20 protein-coding genes, 1 tRNA gene and 2 pseudogenes are annotated in these 22,854 nt (G+C 76.4%); 14 read left to right on the forward strand and 9 right to left on the reverse strand.

The window, feature by feature from the left end:
• Window positions 1-29: 29 nt before the first annotated feature.
• The 5 genes and pseudogenes from ABT048_RS03060 to ABT048_RS03080 all read left to right on the forward strand — a co-directional run bounded on the left by ABT048_RS03060 (window position 30) and on the right by ABT048_RS03080 (window position 6,223).
• Complete coding sequence (locus ABT048_RS03060) at window positions 30-1,127, forward strand: baeRF3 domain-containing protein (RefSeq protein ID WP_350519551.1); 1,098 nt, start codon at window positions 30-32, stop codon at window positions 1,125-1,127.
• Window positions 1,128-1,450: 323 nt separating this feature from the next.
• Window positions 1,451-2,788: an NAD(P)/FAD-dependent oxidoreductase gene (locus tag ABT048_RS03065; RefSeq protein WP_350519552.1), complete on the forward strand. Its 1,338-nt coding sequence runs from the start codon at window positions 1,451-1,453 to the stop codon at window positions 2,786-2,788.
• A gap of 198 nt (window positions 2,789-2,986) precedes the next feature.
• A pseudogene (sigK, locus tag ABT048_RS03070) lies at window positions 2,987-3,565 on the forward strand (ECF RNA polymerase sigma factor SigK); the annotation flags it as partial.
• Window positions 3,566-3,678: 113 nt separating this feature from the next.
• Window positions 3,679-4,677, forward strand: a complete 999-nt coding sequence (locus tag ABT048_RS03075) for a MerR family transcriptional regulator (protein ID WP_350519553.1) — start codon at window positions 3,679-3,681, stop codon at window positions 4,675-4,677.
• A gap of 52 nt (window positions 4,678-4,729) precedes the next feature.
• Window positions 4,730-6,223, forward strand: coding sequence for an SDR family oxidoreductase (locus ABT048_RS03080; protein ID WP_350519554.1), 1,494 nt, complete (start codon window positions 4,730-4,732; stop codon window positions 6,221-6,223).
• 45 nt (window positions 6,224-6,268) lie between these two features.
• Here ABT048_RS03080 and ABT048_RS03085 read toward each other — a convergent pair whose 3' ends face one another.
• A complete protein-coding gene (locus tag ABT048_RS03085) occupies window positions 6,269-6,610 on the reverse strand; it encodes a hypothetical protein (protein ID WP_350519555.1) in 342 nt (113 codons plus the stop codon).
• A gap of 479 nt (window positions 6,611-7,089) precedes the next feature.
• Here ABT048_RS03085 and ABT048_RS03090 point away from each other — a divergent pair, with 479 nt between their 5' ends.
• From ABT048_RS03090 to ABT048_RS03110, 5 genes are all read left to right on the forward strand, one after another.
• On the forward strand, window positions 7,090-7,920 hold the full coding sequence (locus tag ABT048_RS03090) for a GNAT family N-acetyltransferase (RefSeq protein ID WP_350519556.1): 831 nt from the start codon (window positions 7,090-7,092) through the stop codon (window positions 7,918-7,920).
• A 31-nt stretch (window positions 7,921-7,951) separates the two neighbouring features.
• A complete protein-coding gene (gene infA / locus ABT048_RS03095) occupies window positions 7,952-8,176 on the forward strand; it encodes a translation initiation factor IF-1 (RefSeq protein ID WP_350519557.1) in 225 nt (74 codons plus the stop codon).
• 204 nt (window positions 8,177-8,380) lie between these two features.
• Window positions 8,381-9,460, forward strand: coding sequence for an alpha/beta fold hydrolase (locus tag ABT048_RS03100; protein WP_350519558.1), 1,080 nt, complete (start codon window positions 8,381-8,383; stop codon window positions 9,458-9,460).
• A gap of 147 nt (window positions 9,461-9,607) precedes the next feature.
• Complete coding sequence (locus ABT048_RS03105) at window positions 9,608-10,606, forward strand: DUF4232 domain-containing protein (protein ID WP_350519559.1); 999 nt, start codon at window positions 9,608-9,610, stop codon at window positions 10,604-10,606.
• Window positions 10,607-10,893: 287 nt separating this feature from the next.
• Entirely contained in the window at window positions 10,894-11,229 is a 336-nt protein-coding gene (locus tag ABT048_RS03110) for a hypothetical protein (protein ID WP_350519560.1), read from the forward strand.
• A 260-nt stretch (window positions 11,230-11,489) separates the two neighbouring features.
• Here the strand turns inward: ABT048_RS03110 and ABT048_RS03115 are convergent, their stop codons facing one another.
• Window positions 11,490-12,488 (reverse strand): AraC family transcriptional regulator, encoded by a 999-nt coding sequence (locus tag ABT048_RS03115; protein WP_402803961.1) that lies wholly within the window; start codon window positions 12,486-12,488, stop codon window positions 11,490-11,492.
• A gap of 284 nt (window positions 12,489-12,772) precedes the next feature.
• Here ABT048_RS03115 and ABT048_RS03120 point away from each other — a divergent pair.
• Window positions 12,773-12,841, forward strand: a tRNA-Glu gene (locus ABT048_RS03120).
• Window positions 12,842-12,902: 61 nt separating this feature from the next.
• Here the strand turns inward: ABT048_RS03120 and ABT048_RS03125 are convergent.
• The 4 genes and pseudogenes from ABT048_RS03125 to ABT048_RS03140 form a co-directional block, all read right to left on the reverse strand.
• Window positions 12,903-13,034 carry a hypothetical protein gene (locus ABT048_RS03125; RefSeq protein ID WP_350519562.1) on the reverse strand — a complete coding sequence of 44 codons (132 nt, stop codon included), beginning with the start codon at window positions 13,032-13,034 and terminating at the stop codon, window positions 12,903-12,905.
• A gap of 88 nt (window positions 13,035-13,122) precedes the next feature.
• Window positions 13,123-13,905 (reverse strand): annotated as a pseudogene (locus ABT048_RS03130) (tyrosinase family protein); the annotation flags it as partial.
• Window position 13,906: 1 nt separating this feature from the next.
• Window positions 13,907-14,251, reverse strand: coding sequence for a hypothetical protein (locus ABT048_RS03135; protein ID WP_350519563.1), 345 nt, complete (start codon window positions 14,249-14,251; stop codon window positions 13,907-13,909).
• A gap of 284 nt (window positions 14,252-14,535) precedes the next feature.
• On the reverse strand, window positions 14,536-15,939 hold the full coding sequence (locus ABT048_RS03140) for an aminotransferase-like domain-containing protein (protein ID WP_350519564.1): 1,404 nt from the start codon (window positions 15,937-15,939) through the stop codon (window positions 14,536-14,538).
• Between ABT048_RS03140 and ABT048_RS03145 the strand changes: the two genes are divergently transcribed.
• Complete coding sequence (locus tag ABT048_RS03145; RefSeq protein ID WP_350519565.1) at window positions 15,938-17,236, forward strand: aminotransferase class V-fold PLP-dependent enzyme; 1,299 nt, start codon at window positions 15,938-15,940, stop codon at window positions 17,234-17,236. The genes ABT048_RS03140 and ABT048_RS03145 overlap by 2 nt on opposite strands.
• Window positions 17,233-18,585 carry an MFS transporter gene (locus ABT048_RS03150; RefSeq protein WP_350519566.1) on the forward strand — a complete coding sequence of 451 codons (1,353 nt, stop codon included), beginning with the start codon at window positions 17,233-17,235 and terminating at the stop codon, window positions 18,583-18,585. Before ABT048_RS03145 ends, ABT048_RS03150 begins: the two co-directional genes overlap by 4 nt.
• A gap of 68 nt (window positions 18,586-18,653) precedes the next feature.
• Here the strand turns inward: ABT048_RS03150 and ABT048_RS03155 are convergent, their stop codons facing one another.
• Both ABT048_RS03155 and ABT048_RS03160 read right to left on the reverse strand, forming a co-directional pair.
• Window positions 18,654-19,340 carry a hypothetical protein gene (locus ABT048_RS03155; RefSeq protein ID WP_350519567.1) on the reverse strand — a complete coding sequence of 229 codons (687 nt, stop codon included), beginning with the start codon at window positions 19,338-19,340 and terminating at the stop codon, window positions 18,654-18,656.
• A gap of 240 nt (window positions 19,341-19,580) precedes the next feature.
• Window positions 19,581-20,345 (reverse strand): GntR family transcriptional regulator, encoded by a 765-nt coding sequence (locus ABT048_RS03160; protein ID WP_350519568.1) that lies wholly within the window; start codon window positions 20,343-20,345, stop codon window positions 19,581-19,583.
• A gap of 193 nt (window positions 20,346-20,538) precedes the next feature.
• On the opposite strand from ABT048_RS03160, the gene ABT048_RS03165 reads away from it, so the two are divergent.
• Entirely contained in the window at window positions 20,539-22,083 is a 1,545-nt protein-coding gene (locus tag ABT048_RS03165; protein WP_350519569.1) for an alkaline phosphatase family protein, read from the forward strand.
• Window positions 22,084-22,160: 77 nt separating this feature from the next.
• Here ABT048_RS03165 and ABT048_RS03170 read toward each other — a convergent pair whose 3' ends face one another.
• Window positions 22,161-22,793 carry a DUF3592 domain-containing protein gene (locus tag ABT048_RS03170; RefSeq protein WP_502893962.1) on the reverse strand — a complete coding sequence of 211 codons (633 nt, stop codon included), beginning with the start codon at window positions 22,791-22,793 and terminating at the stop codon, window positions 22,161-22,163.
• Window positions 22,794-22,854 lie beyond the last annotated feature (61 nt).

The following is a 22,854-nucleotide window of genomic DNA, read 5'->3' on the forward strand; positions in this document are numbered from 1 at the left end:
AGGCCGAACCGCCTTCGGAAAGGGTCTCCATGCACCCCGCCCTCAGCCCCGCCGTCCTCGCCGAGCTGCGCCGGCCCCGTCCCTACCCGGCGGTGTCGATCCTGATGCCCACCCACCGCCGGGAACCGGACAACACGCAGGACCCGGTCCGGCTGCGCAACCTGCTGGCCGAGGCGAAGGAGAAGGTCCAGGCCGACCCCGAGGTCTCCCGCGCCGAGCGGATCGACGTGCTGGAGCAGCTCGACCGGGCCATGGCCGAGGTCGACCTGGTGCACGCCGAGGACGGCCTGGCGATCCTCGCCGCACCCGGCGAGCACCAGGTCTGGTCACTCGGGCGCAGTGCCCCCGCGCGGGTGGTCCTGTCCGACACCTTCCTCACCCGCAACCTGGTCGCCGCGCACACCGCCGAGCGCCCCCACTGGGTGGTCGCGATCGCCGCCGACCGGGTGGCGCTGTGGGGCGGCAACCGGGAGCGGGTCACCGAGGAGACCGGCGACGGCTTCCCACTGGTGCGCGTCTTCGACAACCCCGACCCGGAGCGGCAGGAGCAGATCGGCGACACGCCCAGCACCTTCCGCGACGAGGAGACCAAGACCTTCCTGCGGCAGGCCGACACCGGGATCGGCAAGGTGCTCGCCGCGGACCCGCGCCCGCTGTACGTGGTCGGCGAGGCCGCCGCGCTCGCCCTGCTGGACGCCGTCGGCCCGATCGCCCAGCAGGCCACCGCCCAGATCCCGCACGGCGGCCTCGCCCAGGCCGACGCCGAGACCGTGCGCCGGGTCGTCGACCCCGCCGTGCGCGCCCGGGCCGAGCAGGAGGTCGCCGACGCCCTCGCCCAGCTCGACAAGGCCCGCGGCGGCAAGGGGTTCGCCGCCGGCCTGGACGAGGTCTGGCAGGCCGCCGGCCAGGGCCGGGTCGAACGGCTGGTCGTGGAGGAGAACTACCGCACCACCGTCCGCGACGACGGCGACCACCTCGTCCCCGCCGAGGCCGACCAGACCGGCGCCCGCGAGGACATCGTCGACGAGGTCATCGAGCGCGCCCTCGACACCGGCGCCACGGTCAGCTTCGTCCCCGACGACACCCTCGCCGACAGCGGCCGGATCGCCGCCGCCCTGCGCTACTGAACCCACCACCCGGACCACCCGAACCGTCCCCGTCGCCCGGACCACCCGACCGATCCCGACCCGCCCCGACCGCGGCCGCACGCCGGAACCCCTCCGACGGGCGGCCGCGGCGCGTCCGCACGGCCGACGCACCGTCACCCCTCCCACCGCGCCCGCCCGATCCGCCGCCAATCCGCGGTCCCGCCCGCTCCGAACACCGGATGCGGCCCCCACGGGCGCCGCCGAGCCGGCCGTACGCGCCGCATCTGCCGCACACGCCGCACGCACGTACGACCCGCACCGCACGCACCGCACCGCACCGGGCCGACCGGGAGGGAACCCCGTTGACCACACCCACGACCGCACCACCCGCCGCCCGGCGCGCCCCGCGCGCCCCGCGCACCCCCGGAGGGCGCCGCATCGCCGTCATCGGCGCGGGCGTGGCCGGCCTCACCGCGGCCTGGGAACTACGGCGCGCCGGCGCCGAGGTCGAACTCTTCGAAGCCGACACCCGCCTCGGCGGCCACGCCCACACCCAGCGCGTCACCGCCCCCGACGGCCGCGAACTCGCCCTGGACACCGGCTTCCTGGTCCACGACGCGCCCACCTCCCCGCACCTGGCCCGACTGCTGCGCGACCTCGGCGTCCCCACCCGGGACGCCGACCCGAGCATCTCCGTGCACTGCGAGGGCTGCGGCCTCGAATACGCCGGCGCCGACGGCCCGGCCGCCCTCCTCGCCCTCCCCGACCCCCCGCTGCGCCACCGCTACCTGCGCCTGCTCGCCGACATCCCGCGCTTCCGGCGCCGTGCCCGCCGCCTGCTCGCCGACCCCGGCGCCGGGGAGCCGACCCTGCGCGACTTCCTCCTGGACGAGTGCTTCTCCGGCTACTTCCTCCACCACTACCTGATCCCCCTCACCGCCGCGGCCCCGCCCGGCGCCCCCGAGCCGTCCGGCGACCACCCCGCCCGCCACCTGTTCGCCTTCCTGGACCACCACGGCCTGCTCTCGGACGACGGCCCGCCGCCCCGGCGCACCGTCACCGGCGGCTCCGCCGCCTACGTGCGGCGGATCGCCGAACGCCTCACCACCGTCCACCGCCACACCCCCGTGCGGGCCGTCCACCGCCACCTCGACGGCGTCACCCTCACCACCGGCGACGGCCGCCGCGCCGAGGCCGACGCCGTCGTCGTCGCCACCCACGCCGACCAGGCCCTGCGCCTGCTCGCCGACCCCACCCGCGCCGAACGCGAGGTCCTCGCGGCCTTCCACCACACCCGCACCCCCACCGTCCTGCACCACGACGCCTCCGTGCTGCCCCACGCCCGGTGGGCCCGCGGCTCCTGGAACTACCGCATGCCGCACTGCACCGCCCCGGCCGGCGCCGCGCGGATCAGCCACCACCTCAACCGGCTGCTGCGCCTGGACGCGGGCGAGGACTACCTGCTCACCCGCAACGAGCCGCCCCACGACCCCGTCCCCGAGCACCTGGTGATCTCCCGCACCGTCCACGAGCACCCCGTCCACACCGCCGAGAGCGTCGCCGCCCAGCGCCTGCTGCCCCGGCTCACCACCGGCCGCACCGCCTTCGCCGGGGCCCACCACGGCTGGGGCTCCCACGAGGACGGCTGCCGCTCCGGCCTCGCCGCCGCCCGCGCCCTGCTCGAAGCGGCCGCCCCCTGACTCCCGCCCGGCCCGGGGCGCGGGCGTGCCCCGGCGCTCCCCGGGCCACCGCCGTCGGTGGCGGAAACGCTGCGAAAGCGATGCGAATACCGGCCCGGACCGCTGCTGCGGGACGGTCGGAAGGTGCAGGCGACGATCGAGCGGCCGCCCGGCGGGCCCGCCCCCGAGACGCCCGCCCCCGAAACACCCGGCGCCGGGGTGCCGACCCCCGAGGCACCCGGCGCCGGGCCACCGGACGACCGGCGGGCCGGGCTGCGCGGGCTGATGGCCCGCACCGCCCGCGGCGACGAGCGGGCGTTCGAGGACCTCCACGGCGCCACCGCCGCGGCCGTCCTCGCCCTGGTGCTGCGGGTGCTGCGCGACCCCGCCCAGGCCGAGGAGGTGGCCCAGGAGGTGTTCTGGCAGGTGTGGCGGGAGGCGCCGCGCTACCGCCCCGAGCGCGGCGAGGTCCTGCCCTGGCTGCTCACCCTGGCCCACCGGCGCGCCGTCGACCGCGTCCGCTCCGTCCGGGCCGCCGCCGCCCGCGACCGCGCCGCCGCCGTGCGCGCCTACACCCCCGACTTCGACGTGGTCGCCGACCACGTCGAGGGCAGCCTGGAGCGCGACCGCGTGCGGCGCGCGCTGGCCGAGCTGAGCGACGTCCAGCGCGAGTGCCTGCTCCTGGTCTACTTCGGCGGCTGCACCCAGGCCCAGGCCGCCGCCCGGATCGGGGTACCGCTCGGCACCGTCAAGACCCGCATCCGCGACGCCCTGCGGCACCTGCGCGGCCACCTCGGCGAAGCCCCCGGGACGCCCGAAGCCCCCGGGGTGCCCGGCGCCCCCGAGGCCCCGTCCCGCCGGTACGCGCGTCCACCCGGCGCCGCGCCGCGCCCCGCCGTAGGCTCACGGCCGTGACCGCCCCCGCCGCCGAGGCCGCCGCCGCACTGACCACCGGGGCCCTCGCCCGCCGCCTCGGCGTCTCGCCCACCACCATCCGTTCCTGGGAGAGCCGTTACGGCATCGGCCCCGCCCGCCGCGCCCCCGGACGCCACCGCCGGTGGGAGCCGCAGGACGTGGCCGTGCTGGAGGAGATGTGCCGCCTCACCGCCCGCGGCACCGCCCCCGCCGAAGCCGCCCGCCTCGCCCTGACCGCCCGCACCGCACCGGCCGCACCGGTCACCCCGGCCGCCCGCACCGCCCCCGCCCGGGCCCGGGCCCTGCCGCCCCGCCCGTCCCCGACCGTGCCCGCCCCCGGCGGCACCACCCTGCCGGTGGGCGCCGTCCGCCCCGAGTGCCGGGGCCTGGCCCGCGCCGCCGTCCGCCTCGACGCCCCCGAGATGGCCCGCATCCTGCGCCGCAGCATCGACGACCTCGGCACGGTCACCGCCTGGACCGAGGTCATGACCCCCGCCCTGCGGGCCGCCGGACGCAAGTGGGCCGTCGAGGGCGAACGCTGCGTCGACGTGGAACACCTGCTGTCCTGGCACGTCTCCGCGGCCCTGCGCCGGGCAGCCGAACGGGAGGACCAGCCGCCGGGCCCGGCCGCACTGCTCGCCGGCATGCCCACCGAACTGCACGCCCTGCCCCTGGAGGCGCTCGCCGCGGGACTGGCCGAACGCGGCCTGCCGTTCCTCATGTTCGGCGCCGCCCTGCCCCCCGAGGCACTCATGGAGGCCGTGCACCGCACCGGCCCGCCCGCCGTCCTGCTCTGGTCCCAGGTCGCCCGCACCGCCGACCGGGCACTGGCCCACCGCGTCGCCCGCACCACCTGGGGCCCCCACGGCGCGCGCACCGGGCCCGTCGTGCTGGCCGCCGGCCCCGGCTGGGCCGGCCCCCGCCGCCCCCCGGGCACCCTGCGGCCCCGGGACCTCGCCGGCGCCCTCGACCAACTGGAACGACTGCTGCGCTGACGACGCGAAACCGTGGGGGGAGGCACAAGAGGAACGAGGAGAGGAGCGGACGGTGGACGAGCCCACCCCGACCGGGCGGCGCTGCCTGGTCACCGGAGCCACCGGCTACATCGGCGGACGCCTGGTGCCCGAACTCCTGGCCGCCGGATACCGGGTGCGCTGCCTGGCCCGCGACCCCGGGCGCCTGCGCGACCAGCCCTGGCGCGCCGAGGTGGAGGCCGCCGCCGGCGACGTCACCCGGCCCGAGACCCTCCCCGGCGCCCTCGACGGCGTCGACGTCGCCTACTACCTGGTCCACTCGCTCGGCACCGGCACCGACTTCGAGGCCACCGACCGGCACGCCGCCCGCGCCTTCGCCCGGGCCGCCGCCGCGGCCGGCGTCACCCGGATCGTCTACCTCAGCGGCCTGCTGCCCGCCGGCGTCCCCGAGGCCGCGCTCTCCCCGCACCTGCGCTCCCGCGCCGAGGTCGGCCGCCTGCTGCGCTCCGCCAGCGTCCCCACCGCCGAACTGCGGGCCGCGGTGATCATCGGCTCCGGCTCCGCCTCCTTCGAGATGCTCCGCTACCTCACCGAGCGCCTGCCCGTCATGGTCACCCCCCGCTGGGTCGACACCCGCATCCAGCCCGTCGCCGTCCGCGACGTGCTGGCCTACCTGGTCGGCGCCGCGGCCCTGCCGCCCGAGGTCGACCGGCCCTTCGACATCGGCGGACCGGACGTGCTGACGTACCGCCTGATGATGCACCGCTACGCCCGGGCGGCCGGCCTGCCCCGACGGGTGATCGTGCCCGTGCCCGTCCTGACCCCGGCGCTGTCCAGCCACTGGGTCGGCCTGGTCACCCCCGTGCCCGGCCCGCTGGCCCGCCCGCTGGTGGAGTCGCTGCGCCACGAGGTGGTCTGCCACGAGCACGACATCGCCCGCTGGATCCCCGACCCGCCCGCCGGCCTCACCGGCTTCGACCGCGCCGTCGACCTCGCCCTGCGCCGCATCCGCGACGCGCAGGTCACCACCCGCTGGTCCTCCGCCTCCCTGCCCGGCGCCCCCAGCGACCCGCTGCCCACCGACCCCGACTGGGCCGGCGGCAGCCTCTACCAGGACCTGCGCGAACGACGCGTGGCCGCCGACCCCGCCGCCGTGTGGCGGGTGGTCGAGGGCATCGGCGGCGACAACGGCTGGTACTCCCTGCCGGCGGCCTGGGCCCTGCGCGGCACCCTCGACCGCCTGGCCGGCGGCGTCGGCCTGCGCCGCGGCCGCCGCGACCGCCACCACCTGCGGGTCGGCGACGCCCTCGACTTCTGGCGGGTGGAGGAGATCGAGCCCGGCCGCCTGCTGCGCCTGCGCGCCGAGATGCGCCTGCCCGGCCTGGCCTGGCTCGAACTGCGGGTCGCCCCCGGCCGGGACGGCGGCGCGCTCTACCGCCAGCGCGCCCTGTTCCACCCGCACGGCCTGGCCGGCCACGCCTACTGGTGGTCGATGGCGCCCTTCCACGGCCTGGTCTTCGGCGCGATGGCCCGCAACATCACCGACCGCGCCCGCCGCCCCGCCTGACCCGGGCCGCCCCGCCCGGACGGGGGAGCCGGGCCGCCCCGCCGCTCACCCGCCGGCGGCGGCCATTCCGGCCGGCACCCCGGCGACCGCCCCGGCGGGCACTCCGGCCGGCACTCCGGCGGGCCGGGGGGAGGCGGCCTGCGGGGCCGGGCCGTCGTCGGGGGAGGCCGGTTCCAGGGCGACGTCGAGCACGTCGACCATCCGGCGCAGCTTCTGCTGGACGCGCACGGCCTCGGGCCCCGGGACGCGGACGACGGCGCGCGCCGAGGCCGGGGCCACCGCGCTGAAGGCGAGGTCCAGGACCCGGTGGTTGTTGAGGGTGGAGGCGAGCCGGGCGAGCGTCCCGGTGGTGGGGCGCAGGGTGACGGTGAGCCGGGTGTGTTCCATGGCGACGGTCCTGTCTGTGGGTGGGACTGGCGGGCCGGAAAAACAGAAAGACCCCTCGCGGAGCGCGAGAGGTCTGCGTGCGGGCGGTGGGCCGGGGAGGGTCACTCCTCCCGGCGCGGTGCCGGCACGCGGCCGCTGGTAATCAGCTGCTGCTGCATGCCCCGCATGCTGGCAGAAAGCCGCCGGGACGGGACGGGGCGTCTCAGACTGCGGGACGCCGACGGGGCGGCCGGCCCGCCCGGCCCGCCCGGTCCGTCAACCGGCTCGTCAACCGGTCCGTCAACCGGCCCGGCCGGTAAATCGGTTGGCCGGGCGCGCCGCCGGCTGCTACCGTCTGCGCAGCCGTGTAGAGAACGCAAGGAGGTGACACCCATGAAGGCTGTATCCGTGTGGGTGCTCCTCCTTTCCGCCACGGCGGGCGATTGACGCAGGTGTCGCCCGGGAGCGCCTCAGACCAGGCACTCCCGAGAGGCAACACCATGAACGCTTCGCATTCCCCCTCTTCCCAGCAGTCCCCGCAGTCCCTGCACGGCTCCCCGGGCACCGACGACCCCGCGGTCGTGGTCACCCGGATCTCGGACACCTCGTGGCAGGCCGTCCAGGACGACCGCGTGGTCGGCTCCGGCGACGCCTCGCGCCGCCCCGACGGACGGCTGTTCGTCAGCGCCGACGCCTGGCACGGCCCGGTCTTCGACCGCCTCGTCGCCGCGATGGCCGCCGACCTGCCGGAACCGCTGCACACCGTCACCGACGAGACCGACCACGACACCACGGCCGCCTGGCAGCGGGCCGGCTTCACGACCGTACGCCGCGAGTGGGGCTACCTCCTGCCCACCGACCCGCAGGCCACCGGCCTCGGCCCGGTACGGCCCCCGGCGGGCGTGACGATCGTGCCCGCCGGCGAGGCCGAGGAGGGCCCGCTGCGCGCCCTGGACCGCGTCATCCACGCGGAGGTCGAGGCCGGCATCGGCTGGCCGGCGATGCCGGCCCAGGTGCTGCCCTGCCCGGCGGGCACCACCGTGCTCGACCCCGCCCGCTACGCGGTGGCCCGCCGGGGCGACCACTACGTCGGGCTGCTGCGGGTGGCCCCGGTGCGCCGCCCGCGGATCGGACTGCTCGCCGTGCGCGCCGACCACCAGCGCCTCGGCATCGCCCGGGCCCTGCTGGCCCACGCACTGGAATCGATGCACCGCGGCGGCACCACCACGGCCTGGGCCGACGTGGCGGAGTCCAACACGGCCGCCACCGCCCTGGTCGAGGGCATCGGCGCCCGCCGCGCGGGTGCCACCCTCGAACTCGTCCGCCACTGACGCCCCACCATCGAACGGAGAGGTGAGAGACATGACCAAGACAACGAACGGCATCGAAGTCGAAGGCACCGTCATCGAGTGCCTGCGCAATGCCAACTTCAAGGTGGAACTCCCCAACGGGCACGTCGTGCTCGCCCACATCAGCGGCAAGGTCCGCAAGAACCACATCAAGATCCTCCCGCACGACCGGGTCCTGGTGGAGCTCAGCCCCTACGACCTCACCCGCGGCCGGATCCGCTACCGCTACCGGTCATAGCCGTCGCACCGGCGCGCGGGGCGGCCCGCGCGCCCTCCCGCGGCCCGCGCGCCCCGGGGTGGTGCAGTCATCCGTCCGTCACCCGTGCGGTGACCGGGCGTCAAGTGACCGATGTGCGTGATCGCCGGCCGGGGCCACAGTGGGTGGTGCCGGCCGCCGGTCCGCGCGGCCGGCCCACGCGAGCTGCACCACGGAGGAACGAGCATGATCGACAGGCGCACCTTCACCAGGGCCGTCGGGCTCGGGGCGGGCGCCGGCGCGCTGTCCCTGGCCGCCCTTCCGGCGTCCGCGGAGGCCGCTCCCGCCGCCCCCACCGGCCCTGCTCCCGCTCCCGTCGCCCCCGCGCCGCAGGCCGGGCCGGCCGGCGCCGCCGGGCGGACCGGCTTCGCCCGGCTGGCGCAGGTCCGCGCCGGAGTGCTGGACATCGGCTACGCCGAGGACGGCCCGGCCGACGGCCCGGCGGTCATCTGCCTGCACGGCTGGCCGTACGACATCCACAGCTACGTCGACGTCGCCCCGCTGCTCGCCGCGCAGGGCTACCGCGTCATCGTCCCCTACCTGCGCGGGCACGGCCCGACGCGCTTCCTGTCCGCCCGTACGCCGCGCAACGCGCAGCAGGCGGCGGTCGCGGCGGACGTCGTCGCCCTGATGGACGCGCTGGGGATCGGACGGGCAGTGCTGGCCGGCTTCGACTGGGGCTCGCGCACCGCCGACATCGTCGCCGCGCTGTGGCCCGAGCGGGTCAGGGCGCTGGTGTCGGTCAGCGGGTACCTCGTCACCGACGTCGAGATGCAGAAGGAGCCGCTGGCGGCCGCCGCCGAGCACACCTGGTGGTACCAGTTCTACTTCGCCACCGAGCGCGGGCGCCTGGCCATGGAGGACCGGGACAAGCGGCGCGCCCTGTGCCGCCTGGTGTGGGAGACCGTCTCCCCGACCTGGGCCTTCGACGACGCCGTCTTCGAGCGCACCGCCGCCGCCTTCGACAACCCCGACTACGCGGCGATCGTCATCCACAACTACCGCTGGCGCCTGGGCCTGGCCGACGGCGAGCGCCGCTACGACCGGCTGGAGCAGCGGCTCGCCGCGCGGCCGCGCATCGCCGTCCCCACCGTCACCCTCGACGCCGGGCGCGACCCCTTCACCGCCCCCGGCGACGGCTCCGGCTACCGGCAGTACTTCACCGGCCCCTACCTCCACCGCACGCTCGCCGACATCGGCCACAACCTGCCCCAGGAGGCGCCCGCCGACTTCGCCCGGGCGGTCCTCGACGCCGACCGGCTCTGACGCGTCCCCCGGCCCTGCCGGAGCACAACGCCGAGCCCGGCTCCCCGGAACGCCCGCGGGGAGCCGGTGGCGGCCATTGCAGACCTGTTGCACGGCGAGCGGCCCGGCTCACAGCCGTGCGGGTGCGAAGCGTGATCGACTCGGCCGATGCGCCAGTCCGAGAAGCCCGCCACCGCACTGACGGCCCGTCGGCCCGCCGCGGCCCTCACCCTCGCCGCGGTCGCCGCCCTGCTCACCGGCTGCGGCTCCCAACCGGCCGGCTCCCACCCGGCCGCAGCCGCGGCGGCCGGAGCCGGCGCACCGACGGTATCCGGCGGCGCCGCGCCGTGCGCAACGCCCCGGCCGAAGCCCGCCGGCGGCACCCCGGCGCCCTCCCGGCCCGCCCGGGACGGGGTGCGGATCACCGCCGTCGGCCCGGCCTGCGCGCAGTACGAGGTGACCAACCCGAACGCCGAACCGTACGACGTCACCGTGGTGTTCAGCCGCTCCCCGGGGGCCGTCGGCGGCGCGCCGGAGAACGTGACCCGGACCGTCACGGCGCTCGCGCCCGGAGCCACCGCCACCGGGCAGCTCGACCTCCCCGGCCCCACCCCGGCCCGGCCCGGCACCACACCGCAGGTGGAGATCGTCAAGGTCCGCAGCGTGCCCAGCGTCGAGGCCCCGCAGCCCGGCGGCCCCTGCCCGCCCTCCGGCCTGCGGCTGTACGCCGACGACGGAGACGCCGCGATGGGCCTGCGCGCGGTCGGCCTGCACCTGCGCAACTGCGGCACCGCCACCGTGAACCTCGACGGCTACCCCGCACTGCAGCTGCTCGACGCCGAACACCGGCCCGTCGACGGGGTGCGGCTGCTCTCCGGCGGCGCCGGGATCGCCACCGGCACCGGCGCCGACACCCCGCCGCAGAAGATCGCGCTGCGCCCCGGCGAAGGCGCCCGCGCCACCCTGGTGTGGCGCAACACCACCGGGGACGGCGCCCCGGTGAACGCCCCCTACGCCCGGGTCCGCGCCACCGCGGACGCGGCCCCGGTGATGGTCACCCCGGAACTCGACCTGGGCACCACCGGCCGCCTGGGCATCGGCGCCTGGGCCCGCGAGGACGCCGCAGCGCAGCCCCCCGCCACCAGGCCCCCGGCCGGGGCCGGCTGACCGGCCGCCCCCACCGGGCGCGGGAGGGGCCGCGGGCGGGGGCCGTTTCCGGCCGTTCCCCGGCCCGCCGGGGTGCCCCGTCCGTCCCGGGGGCACCGCCGCGCCCCAGGACTGCGGGGGAGCGGGGGAAAGAGCGCTGCCCCCGGGCGGTGCGGTGGGTTTCCCGCCGTCATATGCGCGCGGGGCGGGCGGATCCCTAGAGTCGCCGCAGCGCCGACGGACACGGTCGGCGGCCCGGCGCGACGGCACGTCACCCCGGCCACTTCGACCCCGAGGGCGGACCCACTGTGAGCACCCGGACCAGGAGCAGGATCGCCGGCTTCCTCGTGACGGCGGCCGCCGCCGCGGCCCTGGGCGTCGCGGCCCCGGCCGCCCAGGCGCAGAGCGCTGCGCCGGCCGCCGTGCTGAGCGTCAACTGCAGCACGGGCACGTTCGGCAGCGACGGCACCCAGCAGTACTTCACCATCTCCTGCTCGGCCACCGGCACCACCAAGTGGTGGGTGAACGTGAGCTGTTCGAACAACACCACGCGGACGGCCGGCCCGTACACGACCTTCCAGAACGTGCGGGTGTACTGCCCGCCGAACACCACCGCCCTGCGGGGCTGGGTCAGTTACGTCTGACCCGGCGCCGCTCCACGGCCGGGGGCCCGGCACGCTCCCCCGTGGCGTGCCGGGCCCCACGGTCCGTCGCGGTCCCGCGCGGGGCGGCCGACGGCGGCACGCCGCCGGTGTCCACCCGTGGAGGATGCCAGGGCGAGGCGCGGCCGCGTTGGCGCTGCGTCGACAGTTCCTTGGCACTGCGTCGACGGCACTGTGTCGACTCGCCGGCCACCCGTCCGCCCGGCCACCCGTCCGCCCGGTGGTTTCCCGGCCCGGTGGCTTCAGCCGCCCGCACGCCCGGACAGCGCGCGGTGGCGGTGCTCGCTGGGGGAGAGCCCGTACGCGGCGCGGAAGGCGCGGCTGAGGTCGGAGGGGCGGGTGATGCCGCAGCGCGCGGCGACGGCGTGCACCGGCAGGGCGCGCAGTGCCGGGTCCGCGAGGTCGCGGTGGGCCTTCTCCAGCCGCCGGCCGCGGATCCACGCGGCGACCGTCTCGCCCTGCGTGTGCTGGCTGAAGACGCGGTGGAGGTAGCTGACGGAGATGTGGTGCGCGGCGGCGATCACGGACGGGGTCAGCCCGGGGTCGTGGAGGTTGCGCCGGATGAAGGCGCGCACGTGCTCGACGATGGCGCGCCGGCGGGCGTCGTCGGGCACCGCCGCCTCGGCGTCCAGCTCCCGCGCCAGCCAGGCGGACACCAGGTCGACCACGACGGTCCCCAGCCGGGGCGCCTCGGCCGGTCCCAGGAGGGTGGCCTGCCGGTCCAGGCCGACGAGGAAGTCGGCGAGCAGGGCCGGGGTGCCCTCGCGCCGGGAGAAGCCGCGCCCCATCAGTTCGCGCGCGCGGTCGGGCGGCACCGGCAGCGCGGAGACGGGGAAGTCGACGCCCAGCGCCTCGACCCGGCGGGGCCCCCGGCCGGCGGTGCGCGCACCCAGGCCCCGGACGTCGTACGGCTGCGAGCTGTCGAGCGCGTACAGCTCGCCGGGGCCGAACACGGCCGTCGGGCCGCGGTCGTCGCGGGCCAGCGACAGGCCGCCGTCGAGCACCAGGGTCAGGTGGTAGACCTCCGGGTCGGACCGCCGCACCCTGGCGGCGGTGCGCCGGAACCGCGCGGGCGGGAACGAGGACCTCAGCAGGGTCACCTGGCCCAGCTCCAGGCGCCGCATCTCCGCCTGGAAGTCGGCGGCGTGCGCACTGGTCATCTCGCTGTCCCGGGTCCGCCCGATCAGCTCCCGCCAGCAGTCGAACCGCTCCTTCGCGGGCACCTCCTCGCCCCGGAACACGCCCGCCGTCCCCGTGCCCGCCGTCCCCGCGCCCACGCTCCCGCTCCCTCCTGCGCGCCCGTCGTCCGGCCCGTCCGCGAGGCCCCCGGCCCGAGGGCACCGGGCCTCGTGGCGGCTGGCCCGAGCGTAAGGGGACGGTGACGGTGCGACGAGTGCGGGGTGGGCGGGGGAGGGCGGCCGGGAGGGGGCAGGCCGCCGGTTTTCCTTTTCCGATCATGAGCTGGTAACTTCTTCCTCGTCAGCAGGACAAGATCGCGAAAGCGGTCGGGATCCTGCCGGGACATGCGTCGGTGGTGCAGCGGTAGCACGCCCGCTTTCAGCGGGAGGGGTTCGTTCGATTCGGGCCCGGCGCTCCGAGGAGCAGGGGCGGAAGTCGTTTTCGACTTCCGCCCCTGCTCGTTGTGCGGGGCCTTCTCACGGCAGCGCGTCGTAGGTGTAGACCGAGGAGATGTCGAGCACGGACCCGGGCGTCGCGGAGGGGCCGAGCGGGGAGACGATCGGGTCGCCGATCCGCTCGCCCCGGTAGGTGGCCGCGGGGAAGGTCATGTCGGGCGCGTAGAGCCAAGCCGTAGCGGTTCATCCAGCCCTCCCAGATCCGGTCGACGTTGCAGTGGTGCAGGAAGAACACCGGGTCGTTGGGCGAGGTGCCGGGCGCCATGTCGCCGCCGATCCAGACGTGGACCTGGTTGTGCATGTGGACCGGGCGGACGGGATCGCGCGGGATCCAGCCTTCGAGCAGGTTGCGGAAGCCCCGGGAGGAGGAGTCGAAGCCGGGGGTGTCGTAGCGGTCGGTCGGGTGGGCGGCGGGCGCCGCGGGCTGGTAGGCGAGCGTGCTCTTGACCTCGTCGCCGGTCGGCAGGGTGGGCCAGTCGGTGGCGAAGGAGCGGCGCAGGCCGCGCGGCGGGTCGCTCTGGACGGGCATCCCGTCGAGGTCGCTCTCGATGCGGACGGTGAAGGCGGCCGGATCGTCCGGGCGGTGGGCGAACGCGCCGGTGGAGACCGGGTCGCCGTCGCCGCCGAGGTAGGCCGCGGTGAAGACGGTGGCGTCCTTGGGCGAGCCGAGGTCGCCGTCGGCGGACCAGTCCCAGTAGGGGAGGGCGAAGTCGGGCTTGCCCAGGATCTGCTGGATCCTGGTCTCCAGCAGGCCGAGCATCACGCGGTGCCACGGCAGGAAGACCGGTCCGCGGTGGGCGGCGTTGCGCTTGCGGGGGCTGCCGCCCGGCGGGACGGGGGTCATCATCGTCCAGCAGTGCCAGATCACGAACTGGTCGTAGGTGAACACCGGTGCGGAGGGCCCGGGGACGCCGAGCCGGTCGGTGGTGAAGGCCGTCCGCTCCTGCTTGAGCGCGAGGACGCCCGCGAGGTAGTCGTCGCGCGCGGTCGCGTCGGCGAGGATGTTCTTCCGGACGACGGGCATCTCAGCGGCCCTCCCGGAAGCGGCCCGGGAAGTGGCGGATCAGCGCCTTCACGGTGTCCACCGCGGAGTAGAACTGGTAGGCGGGCAGGCCGTGGCAGGACAGCACGCCGTCGTCGTCCACGTCGAGCCCGGCGGGCAGCGGGTGGTCGTCCACGGTGATGTCGTAGGTGGTGACGATCCTGATCCGGTGGCCCTCGTACTCCGCGGTGCGGACGGACGAGGAACGGCCGGGGTGGTGGTCGGTGCCCATGTGGCCGGGGGAGGGGGCGATGCCCGCGAGGTAGGTGCCGAAGGTGTGCGGGTCGGCTGCGGCGGCCAGGTCGGCCGGGGTGAGGCTCGGGTCCATGTCTGCGTCCCGGGGTCGCGGCGGCGGCGCGCCGCCGGACTGCGGGCGCCGTCCGTCTCCCACCTTCCCGCCGCGGCCGGGCCCGTGCAGCTCGGCGGGCCGGCGGGCACGCAGCGCGACGGGGCGGCCGGTCAGGAGCGCCGGGGTGTACGGACGGTGACCCCGCCCCGGCCCGGCCGGCGGGGCTCGGCTGCCCTGCCCGGACGGCGGGGCCCGGACGGCGGGTCAGCCGGGTGCGGGTGGGCCGGTGCGGGGCGGCCGGGTGCGGACCGGCCGGGCGCGGGTCAGTTCGCGCGGGTGGCGGCGGCCAGGCGGGCGGCGGCCTCGGCGAGTTCGGCGGGCTCGGCCGCGGCGGCGAAGCCGAGGCGCAGGTGGGCCGCGGGCGGCTCGGCCGGGAAGTGCGGCCGGCCGGGGTTGACGGACACCCCGTGGGCCGGGGCCGCGCTCGTGACGTCCGCCTCCGAGAGGTGGGCGGGCAGCCGCAGCCACAGGTGCAGGCCGCCCTCCGGGACCCGGTGGAGCGTCCAGTCGGGCAGCTCGCGGGCCAGCGCGTCGGCCAGCACGGCGCAGCGCTGCTGCAGCGCGCCCGACAGGGTGCGCAGGTGGCGCTCCCACGCGGGGGTGCTGAGCAGCTCGACGGCCGCCTCCTGCAGCGGGCGGGCGATGAAGAAGTCGTCGACGCGCCGCATCCCGAGCAGCCGCCGCATGACCGGGCCCCGGGCGATGACGGCGCCGATCCGCAGGCTGGGCGAGGCGGGCTTGGTCAGCGAGCCGAGGTGGACGACGGTGCCGTCGCCGTCGTCGGCGACCAGCGGGCGCGGCACGGGCCGGCCGTGGCCGAGCAGCCGGGCGAAGTCGTCCTCGACCAGGAAGGCCCCGGCGGCGCGCGCCACGTCCACGACCTGCCGGCGCCGCTCGGGGGCGAGGACGGTGCCGGTGGGGTTGTGGAAGGTGGGCTGGCAGTAGAGCAGGCGGGCGCCGGTCATCGCGAAGGCGTCGGCGAGCAGGTCCGGGCGCAGCCCCCGGTCGTCCATCGGCACGGGCACCGGGCGCAGCCCCGCGGAGCGGGCCGCGGCCAGCGCGCCGGGGTAGGTCGGCGACTCGACCAGCACCGGGTCGCCCGGTGCGGCGACGGCGCGGAACAGCATGGACAGCGCCCCCTGCCCGCCGCCGGTGACCAGGACGTCCTCGGGGCCGACGTCGCCGCCCACCTGCCGGGCGAAGAGCGTGCGCAGCGTCGACAGGCCCGCCGCCGGGGCGCGGTGCCAGGCGTCCGGTCGGCGGGCCGCCCGGGCCAGGGCGCCGCCGAGCAGCCGGGTGGGCTGCAGGCTCTCGTGCAGGTACCCGCCGGACAGCGCGACGGTGCCGGGCGGCAGGCGCTCCGGCTGCTCGTCGGGCGCGGCCGGCGGGACGTGACGGCCCGCCAGGGCCACCTCCTGCCAGGAGGTGTCCGGCTCGCCGCCGGCCGGGCGGGGCCGGCGCGCGGCGACGTAGGTGCCGCTGCCGGGGCGGGTGACCACCGCGCCCTCGGCGGCCAGCAGGGCGATGGCGCGGGAGACCGTGACCGGGCCGACGCCGTGACGGGCGATCAGGTCCCGGCTGCTGGGCAGGCGGTCGCCGGGGGACAGGCGGGCGACCTCGCCCCGGAGGATCGCCACCAGCGTCTCGATACTGCTACCGTCAGACATGAAGGATGACAATAGCGCTTTCATCGGAAGTCCGGAACCGCTCCCCGGTCGTGCAGAGCCGCTCCCCGGCCGTGCGGAGCCGCTCCCCGGCCGCGCGGAACCCCTCCTCGACATCGCCGCCCTGCGGGCCGACACCCCCGGCTGCGAGACCGTGATCCACTTCAACAACGCCGGCTGCGGACTGACGGCCCGCCCGGTCCTGCAGGCGATGCTCGACCACCTGCACCTGGAAGCCGCCGTCGGCGGCTACGAGGCCGCCGCCGCCCGCGCCGCCGAGACCGCCGACTTCCACGCCTCGCTCGCCGAACTCCTGAACACCCGCCCCGCCAACATCGCCTTCGCCGCCAGCGCGACCCACGCCTACAGCAAGGCCCTGTCCTCGATCGACTTCCGCCCCGGCGACACCGTCCTCACCACCCGCAACGACTTCGTCTCCAACCAGATCGCCTTCCTCTCCCTGCGCAAGCGCCACGGCGTGAAGATCGTGCACGCCCCCGACCACGCCGACGGCAGCGGCGTCGACGTCGACGCCATGGCCGCGCTCATGCGCACCCACCGACCCCGCCTGGTCGCCGCCACCCACGTGCCCACCAACTCCGGACTCGTCCAGCCGGTCGCCGAGATCGGCCGCCACTGCCGCGAACTCGACCTCCTCTACCTCGTCGACGCCTGCCAGTCCGTCGGCCAACTCCCCGTCGACGTCCAGGAGATCGGCTGCGACCTGCTCACCGCCACCTGCCGCAAGTTCCTGCGCGGCCCGCGCGGCTCCGGCTTCCTCTACGTCTCCGACCGCGTCCTCACGGCCGGCCACGAACCGCTCCACATCGACATGCACGGCGCCCGCTGGGTCGCCCCCGGCCACTACCGGCCGGTCGACACCGCCGCCCGCTTCGAGGAGTGGGAGTTCCCGTACGCCACCGTGCTCGGCTGCGCCGCCGCCGTCCGCTACGCCCTGCGGGTCGGGCCGCAGGCCGTCGCCCGGCGCACCCCCGCCCTGGCCGCGCGGCTGCGCGGGCACCTGGCCGCCCTGCCCGGCGTACGGACCCTCGACCGGGGGCCCGCCCCGGCCGCGCTGGTCACCTTCGCCGTCGAGGGCCGGCAGGCCGATCCGTTCAAGGCCGCCCTGGACGCCCGCGGCATCAACTCCGCCCTCAGCTACCGGGAGTTCGCCCAGTACGACTTCGCCGACAAGGAGGTGGAGTGGTGCCTGCGGCTGTCGCCGCACTACTACAACACCGAGGACGAGGTCGACGCGGTGGCCGCGGCCGTCGCCGAACTCGTCGGGAGCACCCGGTGACCGAGACCTCCGCCGCCGCGGCGGACGCGGGGCCGTACGACGGCGAGGCCGCCGGCTCCGTCCGGGTGGCCGACTCCGTCGCGGAAAAGCTTGCCCTGCCCGGACTGTGGCACAACGCCGACTTCCTGCGGTTCTGGCTGGGCGAGACCGTCTCCCTGCTCGGCACCCAGGTCACCAACCTCGCACTCCCGCTGACCGCCATCGGCGCCTTCGGCGCGAGCGACGAACAGGTCGGCCTGCTGCGCTTCCTGCAGCTCGTCCCCTACCTCGGGCTCGCCCTGCTGATCGGCGTCTGGACCGACCGGGCCCGGCGCCGGCCGGTCATGCTCGGCGCCAACCTGGTGCGGCTGCTCCTGCTCACCCTCGTCCCGCTGCTCTACTGGTGGCACGCGCTCACCCTGCCCGTGCTGATGGCGATCGCCTGCGCGGTCGGCACCGCCTCGGTGGTGTTCGACGTCAGCTGGATGTCGTACGTGCCGGTGCTGGTCAGGAGCCCCGAGCACTACGTCGAGGCGGGCGCGAAGATGAGCGCCGCCTCCTCGGCCGCCGACGTGGCCGGGCCCGGGCTGGCCGGTGTCCTGGTGTCGGCCCTCGGCGCCCCGGTGGCCCTGGTCGTCGACGCCTGCTCGTACGCGGTGTCCGTCCTGTCCCTGCTGCTGATCCGCACCCCCGAGCCGCGCCCCGCACCGGCCGCCCGACGGCACCTGTGGCGCGAACTGCGCGAGGGCCTCGACTGGGTCCTGCGGGACCGGGTGCTGCGGGCGTTGGCCCTGGTCGGCTTCTGCTGCAACTTCTCGATGGTCACGGTGTGGACGATGTTCCTGCTCTACGGCACCCACGACCTGCACCTCGGCTCGACCGCCCTCGGCACCGTCCTCGCGACGGCCTCCGTCGGCGGACTGATCGGCGCCCTGGTCTCCCGGCGGGTCATCGCGCGCTTCCCGCTCGGCCGGGTCTACCTGACCGCCCAGACCGCGCTGCTGCTCGGCCCGGGCCTGATCCCCGCCGCCGCCGGGCCCCGGCCGGTGATGCTCGCGATGTTCGTGCTGTCCTTCTTCACCACCTACCTGGGCCTCGGCGTGGCCGGGGTCGTCATCGTCAGCCTCCGCCAGGCCGTCACCCCGCAGTCGATGATGGGCCGGATGACCGCGGCCTTCCGCACCCTGCTGTACGGCGGCGGCGCCCTCGGCGGGCTGTCGGCCGGCCTGCTCACCGGCCGGCTCGGCGCCCGGGGCGCCCTGACGGTGGCCGCGGTCGGCTCCGCGGCCGTCGTCGTCGCCCTGGTGCTCTCGCCGGTCAGCCGGCTGCGAACCCTGCCGGCGGCGGCGCGCAGGCCGACGGGCACCTGAGCGCCGCGCCCGGAACACCCGGGGCCGGCCGGTCGCGCACCGGCCCGGCCCCGGCGGCTCCCGGACCGTCAGGCCGGCCAGTCCAGGCAGTACTCGTGCATCTGCCCGCCGAGGTGGTTGCGGGCGTGGGCGTGCATCCGGCGCAGGTACACCGGATCGGCGGCGAGCGCGGAGTAGCCCCGGCCGCGGCGCACCGGCAGGCCGGCGGTGTCGGCGAGGTACACGTCCAGGCCCGGGTACATCAGCTCGATGCAGGGCAGGTCGTCGACGTCCAGCGCGAACACCGGGTACTCGCCGTGCTCGTCGGCCGCCCCGGTGGCCAGCACCCGGCGCGAGTCCGAGCCGCCGGGCAGCAGGAAGCACTCGTCGAAGCGCTCCGACAGCGCCCCGAACGGCAGGCCCCAGCCCTCGCCGAACTCCGCGGCCGCGATCTCGCCGAGCGGACGCGGCGTGAACACCAGGCCGTCCCCGCTGCGCTCGCCGTTCCCGCTGCCCCCGCCGTCCTCGGCGAACCAGCCGAAGCGCCGCAGCAGCCCGGAGTCGAACGCCAGCCACCGCCGCAGGCTCGGCGGCAGCGGCCGCCCGCTCGGGAACACCGCCCCCGCCAGCACCCCGGGCGGCACCGGCCGCGGCTGCCCGTCCACCCACGGGCCGGCGAAGCGGTCGTGATCGAGAACGGGGCGCTGCGGATCGGCCAGGACGGCGGCGATGGCACGCTCGGTCAGGGCGACGCCGTGCTCGGCGGCGGAGGTCATCACGGTCTCCGGGGAGTGCGGTGAGTGCTGCGGCGGGCGGGGACGAGGACAACGTACGCGCCGCCTCCGACAGCCGGCGGGCCCTGCCGCGACCCCGCCCGGGGCCCTCAGCCGGCCGGCAGGGCGCAGACGAAGTCCTCCTCGACCGCCCGCAGGTGGGCCGGCAGCTCCGGGGCGACCCTCTCGTCGACTCCATCCGGGCCCGCCCCGCCCGGACGGGCCCTCGGGCGGGTGGCCCCGTCAGGCGGGCGGGGCGCCGAGGGCGAGGGTGAAGCTGAAGCGGTCGCCGCGGTAGAGGGCGCGCACCTGCTCCAGCGGGCGGCCGGCGGCGTCGAGGCTGCGACGGTGGAGCAGGAGCATCGGCAGCGCGGGCGGGGTGCCGACGAGCAGTGCCTCGCGCGGGGTGGCGAGGACGGTCTCGATGCGCTCGTCCGCGGCGCCGAGGTGGACGCCGTGGTCGCGCAGGTAGCCGTAGAAGGAGCCCTCGGGGTCGAAGTCCCGGTCCAGGTCCGGGACCCGGGCGACGGGCACGTACGTGGACTCCAGCCCGACACGCTCCTCGTCGGCGCGCAGCACGCGCTCCAGGTGCCACAGCGGCTCGCCCTCGGCGACGTCCAGGCGTTCGGCCAGCGCCGGGTCGGCGGGCAGGCGGTCCAGGGCGACGAGGGTGCGGCCGGGGCGCAGACCCTGGCGGGTGACGCCCTCGGTGTAGCTGGTGAGGGCCAGCGGCTGCTCGATCTTCGGCCCGGCGACGACCGTGCCGCGGCCCTGGCGGCGCAGCCGGCCCTCCAGCAGCAGCTCGCGCAGGGCCTGACGGACCGTGGCGCGGGCGACGCCGTGACGCTGCGCCAGATCGGCCTCGGTGGGCAGCCGGCCACCCGGGCCCAGGTCGGCGATGAGCTCTTCGAGCCGGGCCTTGACCAGGTAGTACTTGGGCACCCGGCCGTGCTCGGGCACGCCGGCGCGGGCGGGTTCGGCACCGGCCCGGGGGGTGGGGTGGTTCACCGCGCAAGCCTACCGAGCGGCCCGTGGACCGGCCGCGCCCGGGCGAAAGGTCACGGAACAATAACCGGTCTGGACTGAATTTCGGCGGTTGTTCATACAACCGTGGATTCGGAGAGGGCCCCGCCTCGCCCGGCCGCCCCATCCTCGGTGCCGGTGCAACTGCACCGACCCGCCGCCCAGTTGGGAGCCCCCGTTGCGCACCTCCCGCTCCACCCGCACCGCTGCCGCCATCGCGACCGTCGCCGCCACCGTCGCCGCGCTGATCCCGCTGTCCGCCGCCGCCTCGGCCGCCACCACCACCTCCGCTGCCGCGGACGGCTCGTACCAGGGCCTGCCGAACGGCACCAAGCAGGCCAAGACCCTGGTCATCGGCATCGACGGCACCCGCTACGACAAGCTGCTCACCGCCGACGCGCCCAACCTCAAGGCCCTGATGGCCGCCGGCACGACCGCCACCAGCAACCTCTACGCCAACCCGCTGGCGCCCACCCTGTCCGGCCCCGGCTGGTCGACCATCGCCACCGGCGCCTGGCCCGACAAGCACCAGGTCAAGGACAACACCTTCACCGGCGCCCGCTTCGACCTCTACCCCGACTTCGCCACCCGCCTGGAGAACGCCGACCCCGCCGCCTCCACCCTGGTCATCGGCTCCTGGAACCCCATCACCGCCAACGTCTTCAACGGCCGCGCCGACCTGCGCATCCCGGAGAGCGAGAACGACCCCAAGACCGCCTCCGACGCCGCCGACTACCTCGCCCACGGCAACCCGGACACCACCTTCCTGCACTTCGACGAGGTCGACGAGGCCGGCCACGCCCACGGCGGCGCCAGCGCCGACTACCTGGCCGCCATCCACTCCGTCGACGCCCTCGTCGGCCAGGTCGTCCAGGCCGTCAAGTCCCGCCCCACGTACGGCGACGAGGACTGGCTGATCCTCGTCACCACCGACCACGGCCACACCGACGCCGGCGGCCACGGCGGCAACAGCGCCAACGAGCGCCAGACCTTCCTGATCGCCGACGGCACCGGCTACACCCCCGGATCGCGCCGCTACGACGTCAAGCCGGTCGACATCGCCCCCACCGTCCTCAAGCACGAGGGCGCCGCCATCGACCCCGCCTGGCAGCTCGACGGCAAGCCCATCGACGAGATCACCCCCGACGCCTTCGACGCGCTGCGCCCCAGCCTGCAGACCCGCGTCGACGAGAGCGGCATCCCGGCCACCGTGAAGGGCTGGACCCACACCCCGCCGGCCGGCTGGAGCATCGACAACTCCCGGATGCCCAGCGGCGGCGTCACCGAGTGGCGCGGCTGGGCCTTCGCCACCGACGAGTTCTGGACCGCCACCCAGCTCGGCCAGTCCCGCGAGACCAACGTGCGCGCCCGCAACGTCTTCGCCGTCGCCGACTCCGACGAGTGGGACGACAAGGCGCACGGCGCCGGCCAGTTCGACTCCACCCTGGTCAGCCCCGCCTACCCGGTGGCCGGCCCCGGCCGCGGCACGCTCTCCTTCGCGACGGACTACAAGGTCGACGGCCCGCAGACCGGCGACGTGTACGTGGTCTTCGACAACGGCGCCCCGCAGCTGGTGAAGTCCTACCGCAGCGACCTCAACACCGTCGAGCACCTGCCCGTCACCGTCCCGGCCGGCGCCACCACCGCCCGCTTCCAGTTCCGCTACACCGGCACCAACAGCGCCTTCTGGACCGTCGACCAGGTCACCTTCACCACCTCCTGACCCGGTACGGCCCACGGGCGGGGCGCGCCGGACCCGGCGCCCCGCCCTGCGGGTCGCGCCCCGTCCGCCCCGGAGGTTCAGTGGAAGGACGTCGGTCCGGAGAACGTGCCGGGGCACAGGGGGTGGGCGGACCCCGCGGTGCAGACGACGTGGGTGGGATAACCGCTGGGCACCCAGTCCGGCTCCGGGACCTGATGGCCGGGGACCTGCGGGCCCGGGGACGTCAGCGGCGCCGGAGCGTCCGCCTCACCGTGCACGCCCCGGAGACCGGCGACGGCGCAGAGCACCCCGACGGCGACGACCACCAGGGCGCCGACGGCCCCCGCGACCAGGGGAGCGGTGACCCCGGACGGGTGCCGGTCGGTGGTCACCACGCGCTGCGGCCGCTCGGGCAGGTACCGCACCGGCACCCGGTCGCCCACCACGCGCAGGGCGCCGGGGCGGTCCCGGAACCGGACGTCCCGGCCGTCCGCGGTGCGGAACCCCATGATCACGTGCCGTTCGGTGGACGTGTGCCGCTCGGAGCCCGTTCCCCACGTCTCCGTCGTCAGAAAGGTCTCCAGGCACCGGGCCTGGGCCGTCAGCCCCTGCGCCAGGATCCGCGCCCGCAGTCTGACCCGGAGCACCACCGCGGCCAGGGCCGCCACTCCCGCGGCCGACCCGACGACACCGAGCACCGACCAGACGACGCCGCCGTCCGACATGTCCACCCCCCGTGGAAACCGTTTGCCGTGGCTACGAACCACCGCCTGGGAGACGGTGATCGGCTCC

The sequence above is a fragment of the Kitasatospora sp. NPDC096140 genome (assembly GCF_040303045.1).
Lineage (GTDB): Bacteria > Actinomycetota > Actinomycetes > Streptomycetales > Streptomycetaceae > Kitasatospora.